We start from the raw sequence: 16,987 nt of genomic DNA, 5'->3' as shown, positions 1-16,987 counted from the left end.
GGTCATTCCTTGGGTATCAAGTGGGCGAGGGTCTGGTCGCGCAGATCGGGACTGGCAGTCAGTCCTTCACGCACGCCGGCGATGTCTGCGGTACTGCGGTTCTGGCTGAGCTTGCGCTTGCCTTCCAGGCGCTGGATGGGCAGGGCGAAGCCGACGATGGCCTTGAGCATGCCATCGATGTAATGGGCCGGCGCATCGTCGACTTTCCATGGCTTGGCGCGGCCGCGTTCATGGCGATCGGTCAGCGCACTGACCAGATTGCGCAAACGATGGGCGTCGCTGAACACCTCAGCGCTGCCATAGGCGTGCACAGCCACGTAGTTCCAGGTCGGTACGACTTTGCCGTGCTCGGCTTTGCTTGGATAAAACGATGGGCTGACGTAAGCATCGGCCCCGGCAAAAATCACCAGCGCCTCGGCCCCGGCTTCCAGTTCCTGCCATTGTGGATTGGCTCGGGCCAAGTGGCCGTAAAGGGTGCCGTTAGGGCCTTGTTCCGGGCTTAGCAGCAGCGGTAAATGGCTGGCCTGCAAGCCTTGCTCGCCGTGCGTGACCAATATGGCCAGACGTGTGTCGAGGATCTGCTGATGCAGTGAGGGAAGGTCTTCGATGGCAAATGCGCTGGGGGTATACATGGAAATTTTCCTTGGCGAATGCCTGTATCCTAGGCAGGCTATTGGTCTGTTGTAAGAGCCATTAACAGCCAATTTCGTAGGTCCATTAACAAGGCTCCATTGCCATGAACAACCTGCCACTGTCCCTGTCGTTCAACCCGGCGGGTATCGAACTCGATCGCCGTCAGGGCTTGAGTCGCCAGCTCTATCAGGCATTACGCATGCGCGTGCTCGACGGTCGGCTGGTGAGTGGCACACGCTTGCCAGCCAGCCGCGATCTGGCCGCGGCGTTGTCGATTTCGCGCAATAGCGTGGTCCGTGCCTACGACCAACTCTACGCCGAAGGTTTCATCGAGGGGCGGGTGGGTGACGGCACGTACGTGGCGCAATTGCCGCAAACTGCGTTGCCCGCGAAAAAACTATCCACAAAAGTATCCACAGGGTTACCAACAGGCTTACCCACAGGGTTATCCACAAATTGGCTGGATTTACCTGTGGTTACATCCAGCAAAGTTATCCACAGCGGTGCTCTGGAGCGGGTCGAGAAGCACCATTTGCCCAAGCCGCCAAGTGGTCCACCAAGGGCTTTTCGGGTGGGTGTGCCGGCTTTTGACCTGTTCCCGTTCGAGATCTGGGCCAAGCTGAACGCGGCTTTCTGGCGTAAGCCGGATTTACAGCAACTGTGTTACGGCGCGCCCGAAGGTGACGAGCGTTTGCGCGGATTGATCGCGGCCTATTTGCGCAGCTCGCGCGGCATGCAGTGCAGCGCTGAGCAAATTGTGATCACCAGTGGCGCGCAGCAGGGGATTAGCCTTTGTGCACAGCTGCTGGTAGAGCCTGGCGATAGGGTGGCTGTGGAAAACCCCGGCTATCGCGCGGCCGGACATGCCTTCGCCGTGGCCGGAGCGCGTTTGCATGGGGTCTCGGTGGACAGCGACGGTATCAACTGCGCCGAACTGGCTGATTTGAGCGACTGCCGATTGGCTTATGTCACGCCGTCTCATCAGTATCCGACCGGAGTGATCATGAGCCTGGCCCGGCGTCTGGAATTGCTTGCCTGGGCCGAGCGCACTGACGGCTGGATCATCGAGGACGACTACGACGGCGAGTATCGCTACAGCGGCGCACCGCTGGCGCCCTTGGCGGCGCTGGATCGGCAGGGCCGGGTGCTTTACGTCGGCACCTTCGGCAAAGTCGCGTTTCCGGCATTGCGGCTGGGTTATCTGGTGCTGCCGATGGGCCTGGTGGAGGCATTCGCTCAGCGCCGTGCGGTGGACGTGCGCCATTCAGAGGTGAGCACTCAGGCAGTGATGGCCGAATTCATGGCTGCCGGGCACTTTCAGCGGCATATCCGCCGTATGCGGCGCGCGGCCTTGAGTCGGCGCAACACCTTGCTGGCCGGTTGGCCTGTGGATATCCCCGGCGTTGGCAGCCTGCCGAGTGTCGCGGCAGGGCTGCACTTGACGGTGGCGGTCGATACTCAGGCCCGTGAGCGCGAATTGGTCGAAGCGGCGGCGAGTGTCGATGTCGAGATCAATGGCCTGAGCAGTTACTGGTTGCCGGATTCGAGCACTCCGGTGGATCAGCGAGCGGGGTTGGTGCTGGGTTTTGCGGCGGTGCCGGAAGCGGCCATCGAATCAGCGCTTGCGCGTTTGCGCAGTGCCTGGCGTCGGTAAAAAGGCTGGTCGGCAGAACAGCCCTTTTACGGGTCACTGGGGCTCGAGTGTCAGGAACAGTGATTGGGTGGACGCACTGGTGATTCGACGCAGTACGTAGTCAATCGGTTGAAGTGTGGCCAGCTGTTGCCGAAGTTCGGGCTCCAGTGTCGCCAGGTATTTGTCAGATACTTTCAGGTGGGCTGCGGTGGGTTGAGTGGTGTTGCTCTCAAGTGTTTCGTAGTGGAAATGCGCAACCCATAGTTCCTGGTCATTGTCGGTGGTGTCGAGAATCCGGTACTCCTGAAAGTAGTCCTTGCGCCCTTTGGTTCTGATCCTGCCTTGCTCGTTGCGGACGATTTTGATCTGTCGGTTCTCGTGCAACCATTGAAAGTACTCCTGCCTGGGTTTGCGCTTCTTGAGCATTTTTGTGCGGGTGCGGATGCCCTCCTTGCGGAGCCCGATGGCAGCTTCACGCATTTCCTGGCTCTGGCCGGAGATGGGAGGAGGTTGTTTACCGGCACTTCTGATGTTGCTCATGGCCCTGTCGAGGTTTGTTGCAGACTCTTCCAGTTTGAGCGCCTGCTGATCGAACAGATCCTGCACATCGGCGGGGATTCGGTTCGCGCGTTCGGCATCCTGGTTAGTGCGTCTGATGAAATCGTATACGTCCAGATTGAGGTTCAGGGCGGCAGCGATGGTATCGATATCATCCAGGGCGGGTCTGGCTGGCTGAGCGCTTTTGGGGGCGAGCTTTTGGAACGCGTCCTTCTCTTTCACCTGCTCGGGTGTTTGGGGTTGTTCAGTTTCCACGACGCGTGGACGGGTCTTGGTGACTTTGACCTTGGGCCGCGACGGTCCTGCAACAACAGGTTGAGGAGGTTCCTTGAGGAAAGTCTCTTCGGCTTCGGGAAGCAAGCCGTCGAGCTGGGTCAGTGTCAGCGCCTGAAACTCGGCGATCAGCGCTTGAAGGTGGTCGAGAGGCGTTTGCCGGACCATCCCGGGGTATCGGGTTGGCAGGTCCTGGATACGCTGATGGGCATCGGCATAGATATCGGCCAGCCTGGACAGTTTTTCTATGCGCTCCTCGGTAGGTTCGGTGTCGCTCAACTGTTTCATCATTTGCGCGACTTCATGGCTGGCGCCGGTGGCATCGACCACAATATCGGCGATTGCCGCCCGAGCCTGTGGCATGGCCTCGTCAGTTCGTTCTTGAACGCACAGTTCGTAGGACATGCCGATTTCGTTGGCCTTGAAGTCCAGTTGGGTGAGTTTTGGCAGGAGCCTGGCGATGCTTTGGGTCTCGGTGAGCCCTGCGCGGCCCAGTACCTTGAGGCCTGTCAGGGTTGCTTTTGACAGCTCAAGCCGTTCGATGATGGCGTTGCCCAGTGCGGTTGCCTGCTGGATATCGGTCAGGTTCCCGCGCACTGGTTCAGCACTGTTGAAGGGAGCTTGCGCCACCAGTTTTTGCGTGAGCCGAGCGTATTGGTTTTTCTTCACCGTGAACCAGAGTGACAGGAATTTTTCCTGCTCAGTGGTGAGGCGCAACAGGTCGTAGGCGTAACCGGTTTCACCGCCCAGCGAACGCCATTCGCGTAGCTGTTCGAGGGCTTCTCCATAGCTTTTGGTCCGTTCATCGAGCTTGTCGGTGTAGAGCCTGGACGCTGTTTCGAGGTTCTCGTCGGTAGCCTGAACCATGGCGTTCTGGAGGCGATCGAGTGCTTCCTGGTGGGTTTTCTCCTGACCCTTGAATGCCTCTAACCGAGTACTGAGTTCGTGTTTGCGGTTCTCCTTTGCTTGTTTAAAGGCTTTCAAACGGTTTTTGGGGCCACCACCGCGCAGCCGCAGCCGCGTATCCACATACCACTTGCCGTGCTGGTCATTAGCCAGCAGTGGGCCCGGGCGCATGGGTTCTTTTGGATTGAAGAGCTGTACTTCCTCGTCACCATCGATATTGACCTGGAACCAGCGCTCGCCGACCTGTGCGTAGTGCGTATCGTTGAGCTGATACAGATGGGGTGGTTTTTCATTCAGCGTTTTCAGCCCGGCGCTGTTTAAATCCGGCGCAGAGACTTTGAGCGTGTCCAGAAAGGCGTCCAGTGTCGGGCCTGAGCGACGAGGGGCCGATACGCCGATCTCCAGTGAAGAGGCATGGCTTGCGGGCAGTTCAAATACCAAGGGGTCCATGGAAATCGTCGCAGGTACAGGCTCGGGTGATGGACGCGGTGCTGGCGACGGCGGCAGTTCCCATGCTGGTTTCTTGCGCGAATACCCAGTCCACTCGCTATGACGCTGTTCGTAAGTGCGGTGAGTCAGCACAATCGCGAGTGTCACCAGCACATCACCCAATGAACTCCACTCGACCAGCGTGTCGCCTTGTTCATGAGCATCGAGCGCTTGCTGGATCTCGCTGATGCTTTGCCACACCCAGACGGCGGTCCCCACGGGCCCGCTCAAGAAGGTTGAGGCAACGTTGAAGATCGCCCAGGCACTGTCCTTCAAGAGTGCCCAGCGTCTTTCGCCATTGGACAGTGACTGCCGATCCGCCTGCTCGATCATGGTGCTGGCGTTGCTGTGAAACAGGGCTGCCAATAGGTCGCCGACGATCTCTTCGGCTCCCAGATCGATGGGGCCAGCCAGGTCCAGAGTGAGTAGCGTATCGATACCGGACTGAGCCGCCAGCCATGGCGAAGGCAGGCCCACGGGAAAGACGTATTGCGCATATTCGAAGCTCAGCGCCGGGGTCGCAAGCCACGCCAGTATGGAGTCGCGCAGCTCGCCCGGTTGATGCAGGGTGTAAACCAGGTTTGCCTCTGAGGCAAACTGCAACAGAGGTTGCTCAAGCAATGGCCGGTAAAGCAGGCAGGGACCGCCTGGCTTATTCCGCGGGCCAATAATGAACATGTTTGTGACGGTGTCACCGCCAGACAGCAGGCGATGCCGGGGCATGAACGTGAGGGGGCGAATCACGGTATCGAGAGTGCCTTGTCGCGGTTTTCCGAGTGCGACGTCCATTAACTCGCAGATGTAGCGATAGCCCGTTTCATCGACTCCGCCTTCCTGTTGAAGCTTGCACTCCAGTGCCTTGAGCCGTAGCAGGTCGGGCAGTTGATTGACGTAGCGCTGTTTCTGGAGCCTGGCTTGTGCCGGATCATCGATCAGTTTGTTCCTGAGCAACTGCGGGTAGATCTTGCCGATATTGACCTGGGAGGCCATGGCAATCAGGTAATCAACAGTCAACCATTGGGGGACGGGATCGTTGTTTTTGAAATGCAGTTCTGCCAGGTAGGGCGCGGTATTTTGCAGGGCGAAATCACCCAGGCTTTCGAGATGCCTGTCATGCGGGTTGGGCAAGGTGAACCCGCCGGCGGTGAAGCTGTTGGTGACCGTTATTTGCAGGTCATCAAGCGGCAGCTGCGCGGCCCCTTCGCTGGCTTTGTCCGTGACGATGGCTTCACGCATTTTGGTCTGCGCGTACGCACCGATCAGCGGGATATCGTTCAGGCCTGAGGCGTTTCGCAGGTTTCCCAGACGGGAGAGGCTGTGGCTGTAGTCTTGCTGGTGACTGGCCGAGGCGTTTGATAACCAATCGGGTATGGCCGCCTCAAGCTGCTCGATGCGGTTCTTGTCGGCGGTGCTGAAATGTTCTGCCGGGGTGACTGCCGTGCGCAAGCCAGGGGTTGTTCCGGTCCCGGAGGCCGGGGCCGAGGGGATGAGTGCGTTGATGGCGTCCATTTGGGAGGCGATCAGCGCCCAGGCCATGTGATCGAAAATGTTGCCTGCTGGCTCGACCAGTCGCCACTTGAGTGTGCGACCTGCCAGGTCCATGTCGATCCGTGCGGGCAGCGAAGCGCCCAGTTGCTCCAGAGAATCGAAGGCCTCGTAGCCGCCTTTTATCGTATACAGCATGATCTGTTCGCGCTGTTTGTAAGTTGCCGTCAGGGCAATCGCACCTCCCAGCATGAGGTGGGCGGTGTTGGTGGTTTCGCTGTTGTCCACGTCGATCAGGCAGGCTTTGATGCCGGGGATTTCAGTGTTTTTCAATGCCCGTTCGGTTTTGTCCGGATAGGTGTACACCGCACGGGCCACGGCGCATTGATCGGCGTTCCAGCCCTTTGCCAGTTGGACATTAAACGCGTTTCTCAGCGTCTCGCAGAGCCCATGCCAGCGGGGTTGACCGTTGACCGTCTCATTCCAGAAAGCCAGTTCGTACTGTTGAAACTCGACGGATAGCAGGGGGACGTGATCGTTCAGCAGTTGGGCAATGTCTTCGACACTGACCGCGAGATGAATGGGAGACCTGGTAAGGAGATCGGTCGTCAGGAAGTGCTCACCTTCGATGAAGTTCGCGACGCCCGCGCTCCAGCTCAGATGCACCAGCGCACGGGTCAATGTCTCCACGTATGGCGAGTCGGCACTCAAGGTTCCATCCTCCATGCGCCATCTTGGAGTGACGATCAGTGTTTGGTCGGGGTCGATATCGAGCTGTGGATAAAGCTGTTTCAGTGCTTCGCGCAGCACCTGCGAGCTGACGTAGTCGAGCGTGGGACCCTGACTGGCCAGGCTGGCCAGATTACTTCTGTCCAGCAACAGCGTTGCGTTGCTTGGGGGAGTGGTTGTGGATACTTGTGTCATGGTCATTTTCCTTTTTGACCGGGGTAGAGGCTCGGAAAGTAGTGGGTCGCACGAGGGGGCTGGCGGTACTTAAATATTGTCAGGTAAAAAAAGACCCGCGCGGGGCGGGTCTTCAATGGCGCGTAAACGATGGGGTGTTCAGGTCCCGGACTTGATCTTGGTCCAGGCCCGGGTCCGCGCCCGTTCCGCTTCACGCGGCAGCGGTTGCAAGGTGTAAAGCGTGCTCATCGCCGCTTCGGTCGGGTACAGGTTCGGGTTGTTGCGGATCGCCGGGTCGACCATTTCCGTGGCGTCCTTGTTCGGGTTCGGATAACCGACAAAGTCGCTGACCGGCGCGATGACTTTCGGTTGCAACAGGTAGTTCATGAAGGTGTAGGCGTCTTCCGGGTCTTTTGCTCCTTTCGGGATCGCGAGCATGTCGAACCAGATCGGCGCGCCCTCTTTCGGCAGCCGCATGTCGACGATCACCCCATTCTTGGCTTCCTTGGCGCGGTTGGCGGCCTGGGAAAAGCTGCCGGAGTAACCGACGGCCACACAGATGTCACCGTTGGCGATGTCGGCCATGTACTTGGAGGAGTGGAAGTAGGTGATGTACGGACGAATCTTCATCAGCAACGCTTCAGCCTTGTCGTAGTCCGCAGGCTTTTTGCTGTTGGGGTCCAGGCCCAGGTGTTGCAGGGCCAGCGGCAGGATCTCCGATGGCGAGTCGAGCAGGGCCACACCGCACTGCTTGAGCTTGCTGATGTTCTCTTCCTTGAAGATCAGGTCCCAGCTGTCCACCGGTGCGTTGGTGCCCAGCGCGGCCTTGACCTTGTCCGGGTTGAAGCCGATCAGGATGGTGCCGTACATGTAGGGCACGGCGAACTTGTTGCCCGGATCGTTGGCCTCGATCAGCTTCATCAGCTTGGGATCGAGGTGGTTCCAGTTCGGTAGTTTGCTGCGGTCCAGCGGCTGGAAAACTCCGGCTTCGATCTGCTTGGCGAGGAACACGTTGGACGGCACCACCACGTCGTAACCGGAGTTACCGGTGAGCAGTTTGGCTTCCAGCGCCTCGTTGGTGTCGAAAATGTCGTAGACCAGTTTGGTCTGGGTGTTCTGGGCTTTGAAATCTTCCAGAGCCTTGGGGGTGATGTAGTCGAACCAGTTGTACACCCGCAAGGTGCGCTCTTCAGCGTGTACGGCGCTGCTGAGTACCGTGGTGCACAGCACTGTGGTGAAGAGTGTCGGCGCGATAAAACGCTTGAATTGATTCATTGTTCTAATTCCTCATTGGGCGCTTTTGAAACCTTCGAGAACGTTCACGGCATTGATGCCGATTTCTTCCACCGCGTAGCCGCCTTCCATCACGAACAGGGTCGGCTTGCCAAGGGCGCCGATGCGCTCGCCCATCGTCAGGTAATCCGGGCTGTCGAGCTTGAACTGGGAGATCGGGTCGTCCTTGAAGGTGTCGACGCCCAGAGACACGACCACGATGTCGGCGCCGTAGCGTTCGATCTCTTTGCAGGCCTGCTCCAGCGCCGCGCTCCAGGTGTCCCAACCAGAACCGGCGGGCAACGGATAGTTGAAGTTGAAACCAACACCTGCACCTTCGCCGCGTTCGTCTTCGTAACCGAGGAAGAACGGAAACTCGGCTTCCGGGTGGCCGTGGATCGAGGCGAACAGCACGTCGCTGCGCTCATAGAAAATCGATTGGGTGCCGTTGCCGTGGTGATAGTCGACGTCGAGGATCGCGACTTTCTGGTGACCCTGATCGAGGAAGGCCTGGGCGGCGATGGCAGCGTTGTTGAGGTAGCAATATCCGCCCATCAAGTCGCTGGCGGCGTGATGTCCCGGTGGACGGCACAGAGCAAACGCACTGCGGGCGCCGCGTTGGATAGCGGCCTGGGCGGTCAGCGCAACTTGCGCCGCGCTATACGCCGCTTGCCAGGTGCCGGCGGTGATCGGTGCGCCGCCGTCGAAGCTGTAGTAGCCGAGTTGGCCATGCAGACTTTTCGGTATGACCGTGCGCAGGGTGCGTGCCGGCCAGGTATACGGGAGCAAATCGCCGTCGCGTTCGAACTCGGTCCAGCGCTGCCATGCACCTTTGAAGAACGTCAGGTAGTCGTCGCTGTGAATGCGCCGGATCGGCCCAAGACCGAAGTCCTGCGGCGCTTCCACCGGGCCCAGGCTACGGGATTGAACACGCGCCAGAACGTGGTCGGCCCGCGAGGGCATTTCGAAGCAGGGCATCAGTTGCCCGTCCATCAATTCGCAGCGTCCGTGGTGCAGGTGGTGATCGTCCGAGTAGATCGTCAGCATTTTCTTGTTCTCCGCAGGCTGATTCGGTTGAACACAGTCTTGCGGCACGCACGGTTTCAGAGAACGGCAGGAAAGGCCAAAAGGGGATAGATATGGCCAAAAGCTTTGACCGAAATTCGCCCCTTAAAGGCGCGAATGTGCCCTGTTCAGGGCGCGCAACGCGGAACCTGTGGGAGCGAGCTTGCTCGCGATGGCGTTCTCAAGTGCGCCAAAAGCATCGCGAGCAAGCTCGCTCCCACAAGGGGTTATCCGTGTGGCCTGAACTGGCTCGGCGCCACGCCACTCCAGCGCACGAAAGCATGGCGGAAACTGGCGGTTTCGCTGAAACCGAGGGCCTCGGCGATGCGATAGATCGGCAGTTGATCCTCACAGAGCATTTGCTTGGCCTGCTCGAATCGCAACTCGTCGAGCAATTCCTGATAGCTGCAACCCAAGTCCTTGAGGTGCCGACGCAGCGTCCGCGCTGAACACGTCATCTGCTCGGCCAACCCTTCGAGCCCTGGCGCTGCGTTCAATTGTGCGCTGAGCAGTTGGCGAATCCGTCCCAGCCACGCCTGGCGGCCGGTGAACTCGGTGTTCTGCTTGCGACAGCGTTCGGCCATGGCCTGATGGGTGATGACGTCGGCCAGTGGCAAGGGTTGGTCCAGCCAGTGTTTGTCAAAGGCGAAGGCGTTATCGGTGCAGTCGAAGCGCAGCGGGCAATCAAAGTGCGTCGCATAGCTGGCCTGATAATCCGGCGCCGAATGTTCGAAACGAGCACCGAGCAGCGGCAGTGGATGTCCCAGCAAGTCGTCGCAGATGACTTTCAGCGAGACCAGGCAGAACTCGGCGTTGAACACCGCCAGCGCCGGGCTCTCCCGGTAATCGGCGGCAACGAACCAGATACGCTCGCCGTCGTCTTCAAGGCTTAGCTCGAAAAGTGTTCCCAGCAGCGCCGGATAACGAATCGCCAGACGCAAAGCGTCACCGAAGGTGGCACTGGTGAGCAGCGCATAACCGAGCATGCCGTAGGACGAAACGTGCATGCGCCGACCCAGTTCCAGACCGATATCGCGCTTGAGTGCGACCGCATTGGCGCAGACCTGCATTTCCTGGTTGGTGGTGATCCGCGTGTCCGCCCGGCTCAAATCCGCTGCGCTGATGCCGCTGCCAGCCAGCAGCGCTTCGCTTGAAAGCCCATCGGCCTTGAAGGCATTGAGCACCAGGGAGACGGCGTTGAGGGTGGTGAGGTGGGAGTGGAGCATGGGTGATTCCAGCTTGGGAGTGCCAGAAGGGGAGCAAGTTGTGTGCCCAATGACACCCTGTGGGAGCGGGCTTGCTCGCGAATACGGTGGCACATCCAATATTGATGTGACTGACACTCCGCTTTCGCGAGCAAGCCCGCTCCCACAGGTTTTGTGGTGTTAGCTCAACTCTCCGCACAGGTCCAGCTCGACCAAGCGTCGAACCTCTGCTGTATCCAGATCCGAACCCAGCAGCGCATGCAATTTGCCAAACGCTGCTTCACGGGTCATTCCGCCACCGGACAACACACCCACGCCACGCAAGCGGCTGCCGGCCTCGTAGACATCCAGCTCGACGCCACCTTCATGGCACTGGGTGATCGCCACCACCACGATCCCCTGATCCTGCGCGCGGGCGAGGCTGGCGAGAAACTCAGGGTTGTCACTCGGCCCGGTGCCGCTGCCGAAGCATTCCAGCACCAGCCCCTGAATGCCGCTATTCAGCATGCCGTCGAGTTGCTCGGCGCCGATGCCGGGGAACAGTGGCAGTACGCCGACTTTGGCCAGTTGCTTGCTCTGACGGTACTCAAGCGCAGCCGGCAGAGCAGGCACTTTCACGCCGCCACCCTGGCGTTGCAGTCGCGCAAACGGATGCCGACCGAAGCTGCGAATCTTCGCGCAACGGGTCGGGTCCAGCAGCTCGCCGTGGAAGTACAGATGAACACCCGGCGCCAGGCCTTGGCCGAGGGCGACCAGCGCACCGCTGAGGTTTTCCCAGGCATCACTGTCGGTGACGCCGGCAGGCAGCATGGAGCCGGTGAACACCACTCGCGCGTGCAGGCCGAGCAGTTGAAAGCTCATGGCCGCAGCGCTGTAGGCCAAGGTGTCGGTACCGTGCAGGATCAGCACGCTGTCGCAGCCGTCGACCTCGACCGCTTCAATGACCGCGTCACGCAGGCGCTGCCAGTAAGCCGGGGTCATGTTGGCGCTGTCGATCAGCGGGGTCATCTCGCGAAAGCGCCAGTTCGGCACCACCAGCTCAGGCTGGCTGTGCAGATAGTCGCGCATCCGGGCTTCGAAACCGGACGCCGGGGCCAGGCCGTTGGCGCTGGCTTGCATGCCAATGGTGCCACCGGTGTAGAGCACCATGACGTGCTGCGCAGCAGGGTACGTGTTGGGAATCATGTGGGAGTCTCCGAAAACGATGACAGCGTGCGGTCGAGCATGACGCTGACCGCACGTTGTGTCACGTCGGGCGCAGGGGATGCGCCCGGTTTTTTACCGATCAGCGTTGCGCTGCGGTGACGCCTTGTGGCTCGGCCTCGGCCTTGGGAGCCGCGGCTGGCGGGTTGGCTGGCCAGGCTTTGAGGTCCAGGTCCAGATCCGGGAATTTGCTCGAATCGAACACTGGCGTCTTGATGCCCGCAGCACGCTGGTCATCATAGTCACGCAGGATGCGCATGCCGACCTTGAACAGCAGGAACAGCGCGATCAGGTTGACGAACGCCAGCATGGTCATGGTGATGTCGGCGAATGCGAACACTGTGCTGAGGTTCTCGATAGCGCCCCAGAAGATCAGCACCAGCACAAGTGCGCGGTAGCCGATCAGCGCCTTGCGGTTTTCACCGATCAAAAAGCGCAGGTTGCTCTCGCCCAGGTAGTAGTTGTAGAGGATCGAGGTGAACACGAACAACGCCAGCGCGACGCTGATGAACATCCGGCCCCAATCGCCGACAACTGCCGCCAGGGAGTTCTGGGTCAGGGCGATGCCGTCACCTTCAAAGCCCGGGGTGTAGAAACCCGACAGCAGAATCAGCAGAGCGGTGCAGGTGCAGATCACGAAGGTGTCGAGGAACACGCTGAACGCCTGAACCACGCCTTGTGCGACCGGGTGCTCGACCGAGGCGACAGCGGCCACGTTCGGTGCACTGCCCAGGCCCGCTTCGTTGGCGAACACGCCACGCTTCACGCCCATGATGATGGCGCTGCCGATCAGGCCGCCGAAGGCCTGGTCCAGACCGAAGGCGCTTTTGACGATGGTCATCAGCATGCCCGGTACGTGATCGAATTGCAGCACGATCACGTAGAGCGTCACGGCGATGTAGACCAGGGTCTTGACCGGCACCAGCAGGTCAGCGATGGCCGCAATGCGTTTGATCCCGCCGACGAACACCAGACCCAGCAATACCGCCAGACCGAGGCCGGTGTAGGTGGTGTCGAGGCCGAAGGCGTTGTTCAGCGAGTGAGTCACGGCATGGGCTTGCAGACCGTTGAAGGCGAAGCCGAAGGTGACCAGCAGCAGGAACGCCATGATCATCCCCAGCCAGCGTTTTTGCAGGCCGTGCTGGATGTAATAGGACGGGCCGCCGCGGTACTGGCCTTCGGAGTCGCAGCGCTTGTAGAGCTGGCCGAGGGAGCATTCGAAGAAGCTGCTGGACATGCCGACCAGTGCGGTCACCCACATCCAGAACACCGCGCCCGGACCGCCAAGAGTCACGGCGATGCCGACACCGGCGATGTTGCCTGCGCCGACGCGGCCGGCAAGGCTGAGCATCAGTGCCTGGAAGGAGCTGAGTTGACCGGCGCTGCTGCGCAGGCTGTCGCGGAAGACCGAGAACATGTGGAAGAAGTGACGCAGCTGAACGAAACGCGAGCGGATCGTGAAGTAGCTACCGAGCCCGACAATGAGCACGATCAGTACTTTCCCTGAGAGGAAGTCGTTAATGACTTCGAGCATGGAGTATTCCTCGCTGTTTTTTGTGTAGGCAAATGCTGGTCGGTACGACATATCGCGTTACACCAGTCTGCGCACGGCACGACGGGTGGGGCGAAGTTCGTCCCGGTTCCATATCGCGGGTTTGTTATTAGTTCGGGTTTCGCATGGGTTTGGGTCTCGTTACCGACGACCGCTCACGCGAAGAGGGGCGGCACTATACCTATCAGTGCGGCGCCCGTCTGCACGGTTGTGGTGCGAACGATGAAACGAGTCCTGTAAAACACCCGACCTTGTGGCGTCGGGCTCGTGTGGGAGCGGGCTTGCTCGCGAAGCGGACACCGCGGTTTTTCAGGAGCACCGCGTTATCGTTCTTCGCGAGCAAGCCCGCTCCCACAGAAGTCTTTTTCCTGCAAAAGAGTTAAAAAAAAGGGCCTGGAGAATAATCTCCAAGCCCTCAAAAGGTGAGAGGTGTCTAGTCCCTCAACCTGGTGAGCGATACTACTGGCGTTCGGTTAAGCCTTCAGAGGCACCAGACGCGGAGCAATCATGTTTTCCGGGCGCAGGATGTCGGCGAGCATGGCGTCGTCGAGCAAGCCTTCTTCGCGCACCAGCTCCAGCACGCCGCGGCCGCTTTCAAGGGCGATACGGGCGATGCGGGTGGCGTTTTCATAGCCGATGTACGGGTTCAGCGCGGTGACCAGACCGATCGAGTGCTCGACCAGTTCACGGCAGCGGGCTTCGTTGGCGGTGATGCCGACGATGCAGTGCTCGCGCAGCATGTCCATGGCGCGTTGCAGCAGGCGGATCGAGTCGAAGATCTTGAAGGCGATCAGCGGCTCCATCACGTTCAGTTGCAGCTGGCCGCCTTCGGCCGCGATGGTCAGTGCCAGGTCGTTACCGATGATCTGGAACGCCACCTGGTTAACGGCTTCCGGAATAACCGGGTTGACCTTGCCTGGCATGATCGAGCTGCCTGGCTGACGCGCTGGCAGGTTGATTTCGTTGATGCCGGTGCGTGGGCCGCTGGACAACAGGCGCAGGTCGTTGCAGATCTTCGACAGCTTGACCGCGGTGCGTTTGAGCATGCCGGAGAACAGCACGAAGGCGCCCATGTCGGAGGTGGCTTCGATCAGGTCGGCAGCCGGTACCAGCGGTTGACCGCTGATCAGTGCCAGGCGCTGAACGGCCAGGAGCTGGTAACGCGGGTCGGCGTTGATGCCGGTGCCGATCGCGGTGCCGCCCAGGTTCACTTCGGTCAGCAGTTCCGGTGCCAGTGTTTTCAGGCGTGCCAGGTCTTCGCTCAGGGTGGTGGCGAAGGCGCGGAATTCCTGGCCAAGGGTCATCGGCACGGCGTCTTGCAGTTGGGTACGACCCATCTTCAGAACGTGGCTGAATTCTTCACCTTTGGCAGCGAACGACTGGATCAGGCTGTCGAGGCTGGCAAGCAGGGCGTCGTGACCCAACAGCAGACCCAGGCGGATGGCCGTCGGGTAGGCGTCGTTGGTCGACTGCGCCATGTTCACGTCGTTGTTCGGGTGCAGGTATTGGTATTCGCCCTTGCTGTGGCCCATGGCCTCCAGCGCGATGTTGGCGATGACTTCGTTGGCATTCATGTTGGTTGAAGTGCCAGCGCCGCCTTGAATCATGTCCACCACGAACTCTTCGTGGAAATCGCCGCGGATCAGACGGGCGCAGGCTTCGCTGATGGCAGCGTGCTTGACTTCGCTCAGGTGACCCAGCTCGCGGTTGGCGTCAGCAGCGGCCTGTTTGACCATGGCCAGACCGACAACCAGCTTCGGGTAATGCGAAATCGGAACGCCGGAGAGACGGAAGTTGTTCACCGCTCGCAGGGTCTGGATGCCGTAATACGCTTGAGCCGGTACTTCGAGTACGCCAAGCAGGTCTTTTTCGGTGCGGAATGATGCAGCGGAGGACATGATAGAAATCATCTCGATATGGACCCGGTCTGTGCCGGAACGCTGCGAATGCTAGGCTTGTGGAGAATTTTGGGCCAATGCTGTTAAACACTGCCCTATGCACATTCGGCATAATGACCGTGTGACGCCGTGTGTACGGCGAGCGTGCGACCTAAATTGGTGCGTGTCCGGGAGGACGTGATGAATCTGGAAAGCAAATGGCTCGAGGACTTTAGTGCCCTGGCCGCCACCCGTAGCTTCTCGCAGGCCGCCGAACGGCGCTTCGTGACTCAGCCGGCATTCAGCCGGCGGATCCGCAGCCTGGAAGCCGCGTTGGGGCTGACCCTGGTCAATCGCTCGCGCACGCCCATCGAATTGACGGCGGCGGGGCAGTTGTTCCTGGTGACGGCACGCACGGTCGTCGAGCAGCTCGGCGAAGTGCTGCGACATTTGCATCACCTCGAAGGCGGGCAGGGCGAAGTGATGCAAGTCGCCGCCGCCCACTCCCTGGCGCTGGGGTTCTTTCCACGCTGGATCGCACAACTGCGCAACGAAGGGTTGAACATCGCCACGCGGCTGGTAGCGACCAACGTGGGCGACGCCGTGCACGCCCTGCGCGAAGGCGGCTGCGATCTGATGCTGGCGTTCTATGACCCGGACGCTGCCATGCAAATGGACCCGGAGATTTTCCCATCACTGCATCTGGGCGACACCGAGATGCTTCCGGTCTGCGCGGCCGATGCCGACGGCAAACCGCTGTTTGACCTTGAAGGCGAAGCCAGCGTGCCGCTGCTGGCCTACAGCGCCGGTGCGTTTCTCGGCCGTTCGGTGAACATGTTGCTGCGCCAGCGTGCGCTGCGTTTCACTACCATCTACGAAACCGCCATGGCCGACAGCTTGAAAAGCATGGCACTGGAAGGGCTGGGTATCGCCTGGGTGCCGCAGCTCAGCGTGCGTGCCGAGTTGGCGCGCGGCGAACTGGTGGTCTGCGGCGGCCCGCAATGGCACGTGCCGCTGGAGATTCGTTTGTACCGCTGCGCTCTGGTGCGCAAGGCGAATGTGCGGTTGCTCTGGCGCAAGCTGGAAGGTGGGGCGGCGCAGGGTTCTTGAGCACATCGACTAACCCTGTGGGAGCGAGCCTGCTCGCGATAGCGGACTAACATTCAGCATAAGTGTCGACTGATCTGGCGCCATCGCGAGCAGGCTCGCTCCCACAGGGGATTTGCGGTGTGTTTTGGCTGACCTTCGAGTCAATAAAACCGGGACTTTGAGCTGCATGACAGATGGTCGCACGGGGGGCTGTTTATCTGCTTCATTGAGGTATACTGCGCGGCCTTCGGCCGGTTTGACTGGCCATAATTCGTACAATCAAGCCACGCATTTTGCGTGGCTTGTTGTTTTTTGACGCGCCTGCGGGCGCCCAGAGAGAAGAGGCACGACGATGAGTGCACTGGTTGGCGTGATCATGGGCTCCAAGTCCGATTGGTCCACCCTTAGCCACACCGCCGATATGCTGGAAAAGCTCGGCATCCCTTACGAGGTGAAAGTGGTCTCTGCCCACCGCACCCCGGACCTGCTGTTCCAGTATGCCGAAGAGGCCGAGGCCCGTGGCATCGAGGTGATCATCGCCGGTGCCGGTGGTGCGGCCCATTTGCCAGGCATGTGTGCGGCCAAGACCCACCTGCCGGTGCTGGGCGTACCGGTGCAGTCGTCGATGCTCTCGGGCGTCGATTCGCTGCTGTCGATCGTGCAGATGCCAGCGGGCATTCCGGTTGCCACCCTGGCCATCGGCAAGGCGGGCGCGATCAACGCCGCACTGCTTTCGGCGAGCATCCTGGGCGCCAAGCACCCGCAATTCCACGCGGTGCTGAAAACCTTCCGTGCCGAGCAGACAGACAGCGTCCTGGACAATCCAGACCCACGCATCGCCTGA

At 60.2% G+C, this 16,987-nt stretch carries 11 protein-coding genes; 3 read left to right on the top strand and 8 right to left on the bottom strand.

All coding sequences use genetic code 11. The annotated features are described in order from the left end of the window. Positions 1-2: 2 nt before the first annotated feature. The gene (locus ACIPIN_RS14955; RefSeq protein ID WP_401119855.1) at positions 3-632 is read right to left on the bottom strand and encodes an FMN-binding negative transcriptional regulator; all 630 of its coding nucleotides are present in this window, start codon (positions 630-632) and stop codon (positions 3-5) included. Between the two features lie 104 nt (positions 633-736). Between ACIPIN_RS14955 and ACIPIN_RS14950 the strand changes: the two genes are divergently transcribed. Beyond that, a complete protein-coding gene (locus tag ACIPIN_RS14950; protein ID WP_401119854.1) occupies positions 737-2,287 on the top strand; it encodes a PLP-dependent aminotransferase family protein in 1,551 nt (516 codons plus the stop codon). Positions 2,288-2,320: 33 nt separating this feature from the next. On the opposite strand, the gene ACIPIN_RS14945 is transcribed toward ACIPIN_RS14950, so the two are convergent. The 7 genes from ACIPIN_RS14945 to ACIPIN_RS14915 form a co-directional block, all read right to left on the bottom strand. Then, the gene (locus tag ACIPIN_RS14945) at positions 2,321-6,901 is read right to left on the bottom strand and encodes a dermonecrotic toxin domain-containing protein (protein ID WP_401119852.1); all 4,581 of its coding nucleotides are present in this window, start codon (positions 6,899-6,901) and stop codon (positions 2,321-2,323) included. A 138-nt stretch (positions 6,902-7,039) separates the two neighbouring features. Next, positions 7,040-8,155 carry a polyamine ABC transporter substrate-binding protein gene (locus ACIPIN_RS14940; RefSeq protein ID WP_401119850.1) on the bottom strand — a complete coding sequence of 372 codons (1,116 nt, stop codon included), beginning with the start codon at positions 8,153-8,155 and terminating at the stop codon, positions 7,040-7,042. 12 nt (positions 8,156-8,167) lie between these two features. Beyond that, positions 8,168-9,199 carry a histone deacetylase family protein gene (locus ACIPIN_RS14935; RefSeq protein ID WP_401119849.1) on the bottom strand — a complete coding sequence of 344 codons (1,032 nt, stop codon included), beginning with the start codon at positions 9,197-9,199 and terminating at the stop codon, positions 8,168-8,170. Positions 9,200-9,444: 245 nt separating this feature from the next. Then, positions 9,445-10,443: an AraC family transcriptional regulator gene (locus ACIPIN_RS14930; RefSeq protein WP_401119848.1), complete on the bottom strand. Its 999-nt coding sequence runs from the start codon at positions 10,441-10,443 to the stop codon at positions 9,445-9,447. A gap of 159 nt (positions 10,444-10,602) precedes the next feature. Next, positions 10,603-11,607 (bottom strand): asparaginase, encoded by a 1,005-nt coding sequence (locus tag ACIPIN_RS14925; RefSeq protein ID WP_401119846.1) that lies wholly within the window; start codon positions 11,605-11,607, stop codon positions 10,603-10,605. Positions 11,608-11,707: 100 nt separating this feature from the next. Beyond that, on the bottom strand, positions 11,708-13,159 hold the full coding sequence (locus ACIPIN_RS14920) for an alanine/glycine:cation symporter family protein (RefSeq protein WP_401119845.1): 1,452 nt from the start codon (positions 13,157-13,159) through the stop codon (positions 11,708-11,710). A gap of 491 nt (positions 13,160-13,650) precedes the next feature. Further along, positions 13,651-15,075: an aspartate ammonia-lyase gene (locus ACIPIN_RS14915; protein ID WP_401119844.1), complete on the bottom strand. Its 1,425-nt coding sequence runs from the start codon at positions 15,073-15,075 to the stop codon at positions 13,651-13,653. Between the two features lie 180 nt (positions 15,076-15,255). Here ACIPIN_RS14915 and ACIPIN_RS14910 point away from each other — a divergent pair, with 180 nt between their 5' ends. Next, positions 15,256-16,164: a LysR substrate-binding domain-containing protein gene (locus ACIPIN_RS14910; RefSeq protein ID WP_401119843.1), complete on the top strand. Its 909-nt coding sequence runs from the start codon at positions 15,256-15,258 to the stop codon at positions 16,162-16,164. Positions 16,165-16,495: 331 nt separating this feature from the next. After that, entirely contained in the window at positions 16,496-16,987 is a 492-nt protein-coding gene (gene purE, locus ACIPIN_RS14905) for a 5-(carboxyamino)imidazole ribonucleotide mutase (protein WP_019694319.1), read from the top strand.

This window comes from Pseudomonas sp. NPDC087697, assembly GCF_044743155.1.
Taxonomy (GTDB): Bacteria; Pseudomonadota; Gammaproteobacteria; order Pseudomonadales; family Pseudomonadaceae; genus Aquipseudomonas.
Note: the sequence above shows the minus strand (reverse complement) of the source record. Positions and strands in the feature narration are given on the sequence as shown.

Excerpts from the sequence above, each read along its gene's own strand:
- ACIPIN_RS14955 (WP_401119855.1), bottom strand. The coding sequence starts at position 632 with ATGTATACCCCCAGCGCATTTGCCATCGAAGACCTTCCCTCACTGCAT.
- ACIPIN_RS14950 (WP_401119854.1), top strand. The coding sequence starts at position 737 with ATGAACAACCTGCCACTGTCCCTGTCGTTCAACCCGGCGGGTATCGAA.
- ACIPIN_RS14945 (WP_401119852.1), bottom strand. The coding sequence starts at position 6,901 with ATGACACAAGTATCCACAACCACTCCCCCAAGCAACGCAACGCTGTTG.
- ACIPIN_RS14940 (WP_401119850.1), bottom strand. The coding sequence starts at position 8,155 with ATGAATCAATTCAAGCGTTTTATCGCGCCGACACTCTTCACCACAGTG.
- ACIPIN_RS14935 (WP_401119849.1), bottom strand. The coding sequence starts at position 9,199 with ATGCTGACGATCTACTCGGACGATCACCACCTGCACCACGGACGCTGC.
- ACIPIN_RS14930 (WP_401119848.1), bottom strand. The coding sequence starts at position 10,443 with ATGCTCCACTCCCACCTCACCACCCTCAACGCCGTCTCCCTGGTGCTC.
- ACIPIN_RS14925 (WP_401119846.1), bottom strand. The coding sequence starts at position 11,607 with ATGATTCCCAACACGTACCCTGCTGCGCAGCACGTCATGGTGCTCTAC.
- ACIPIN_RS14920 (WP_401119845.1), bottom strand. The coding sequence starts at position 13,159 with ATGCTCGAAGTCATTAACGACTTCCTCTCAGGGAAAGTACTGATCGTG.
- ACIPIN_RS14915 (WP_401119844.1), bottom strand. The coding sequence starts at position 15,075 with ATGTCCTCCGCTGCATCATTCCGCACCGAAAAAGACCTGCTTGGCGTA.
- ACIPIN_RS14910 (WP_401119843.1), top strand. The coding sequence starts at position 15,256 with ATGAATCTGGAAAGCAAATGGCTCGAGGACTTTAGTGCCCTGGCCGCC.
- purE (WP_019694319.1), top strand. The coding sequence starts at position 16,496 with ATGAGTGCACTGGTTGGCGTGATCATGGGCTCCAAGTCCGATTGGTCC.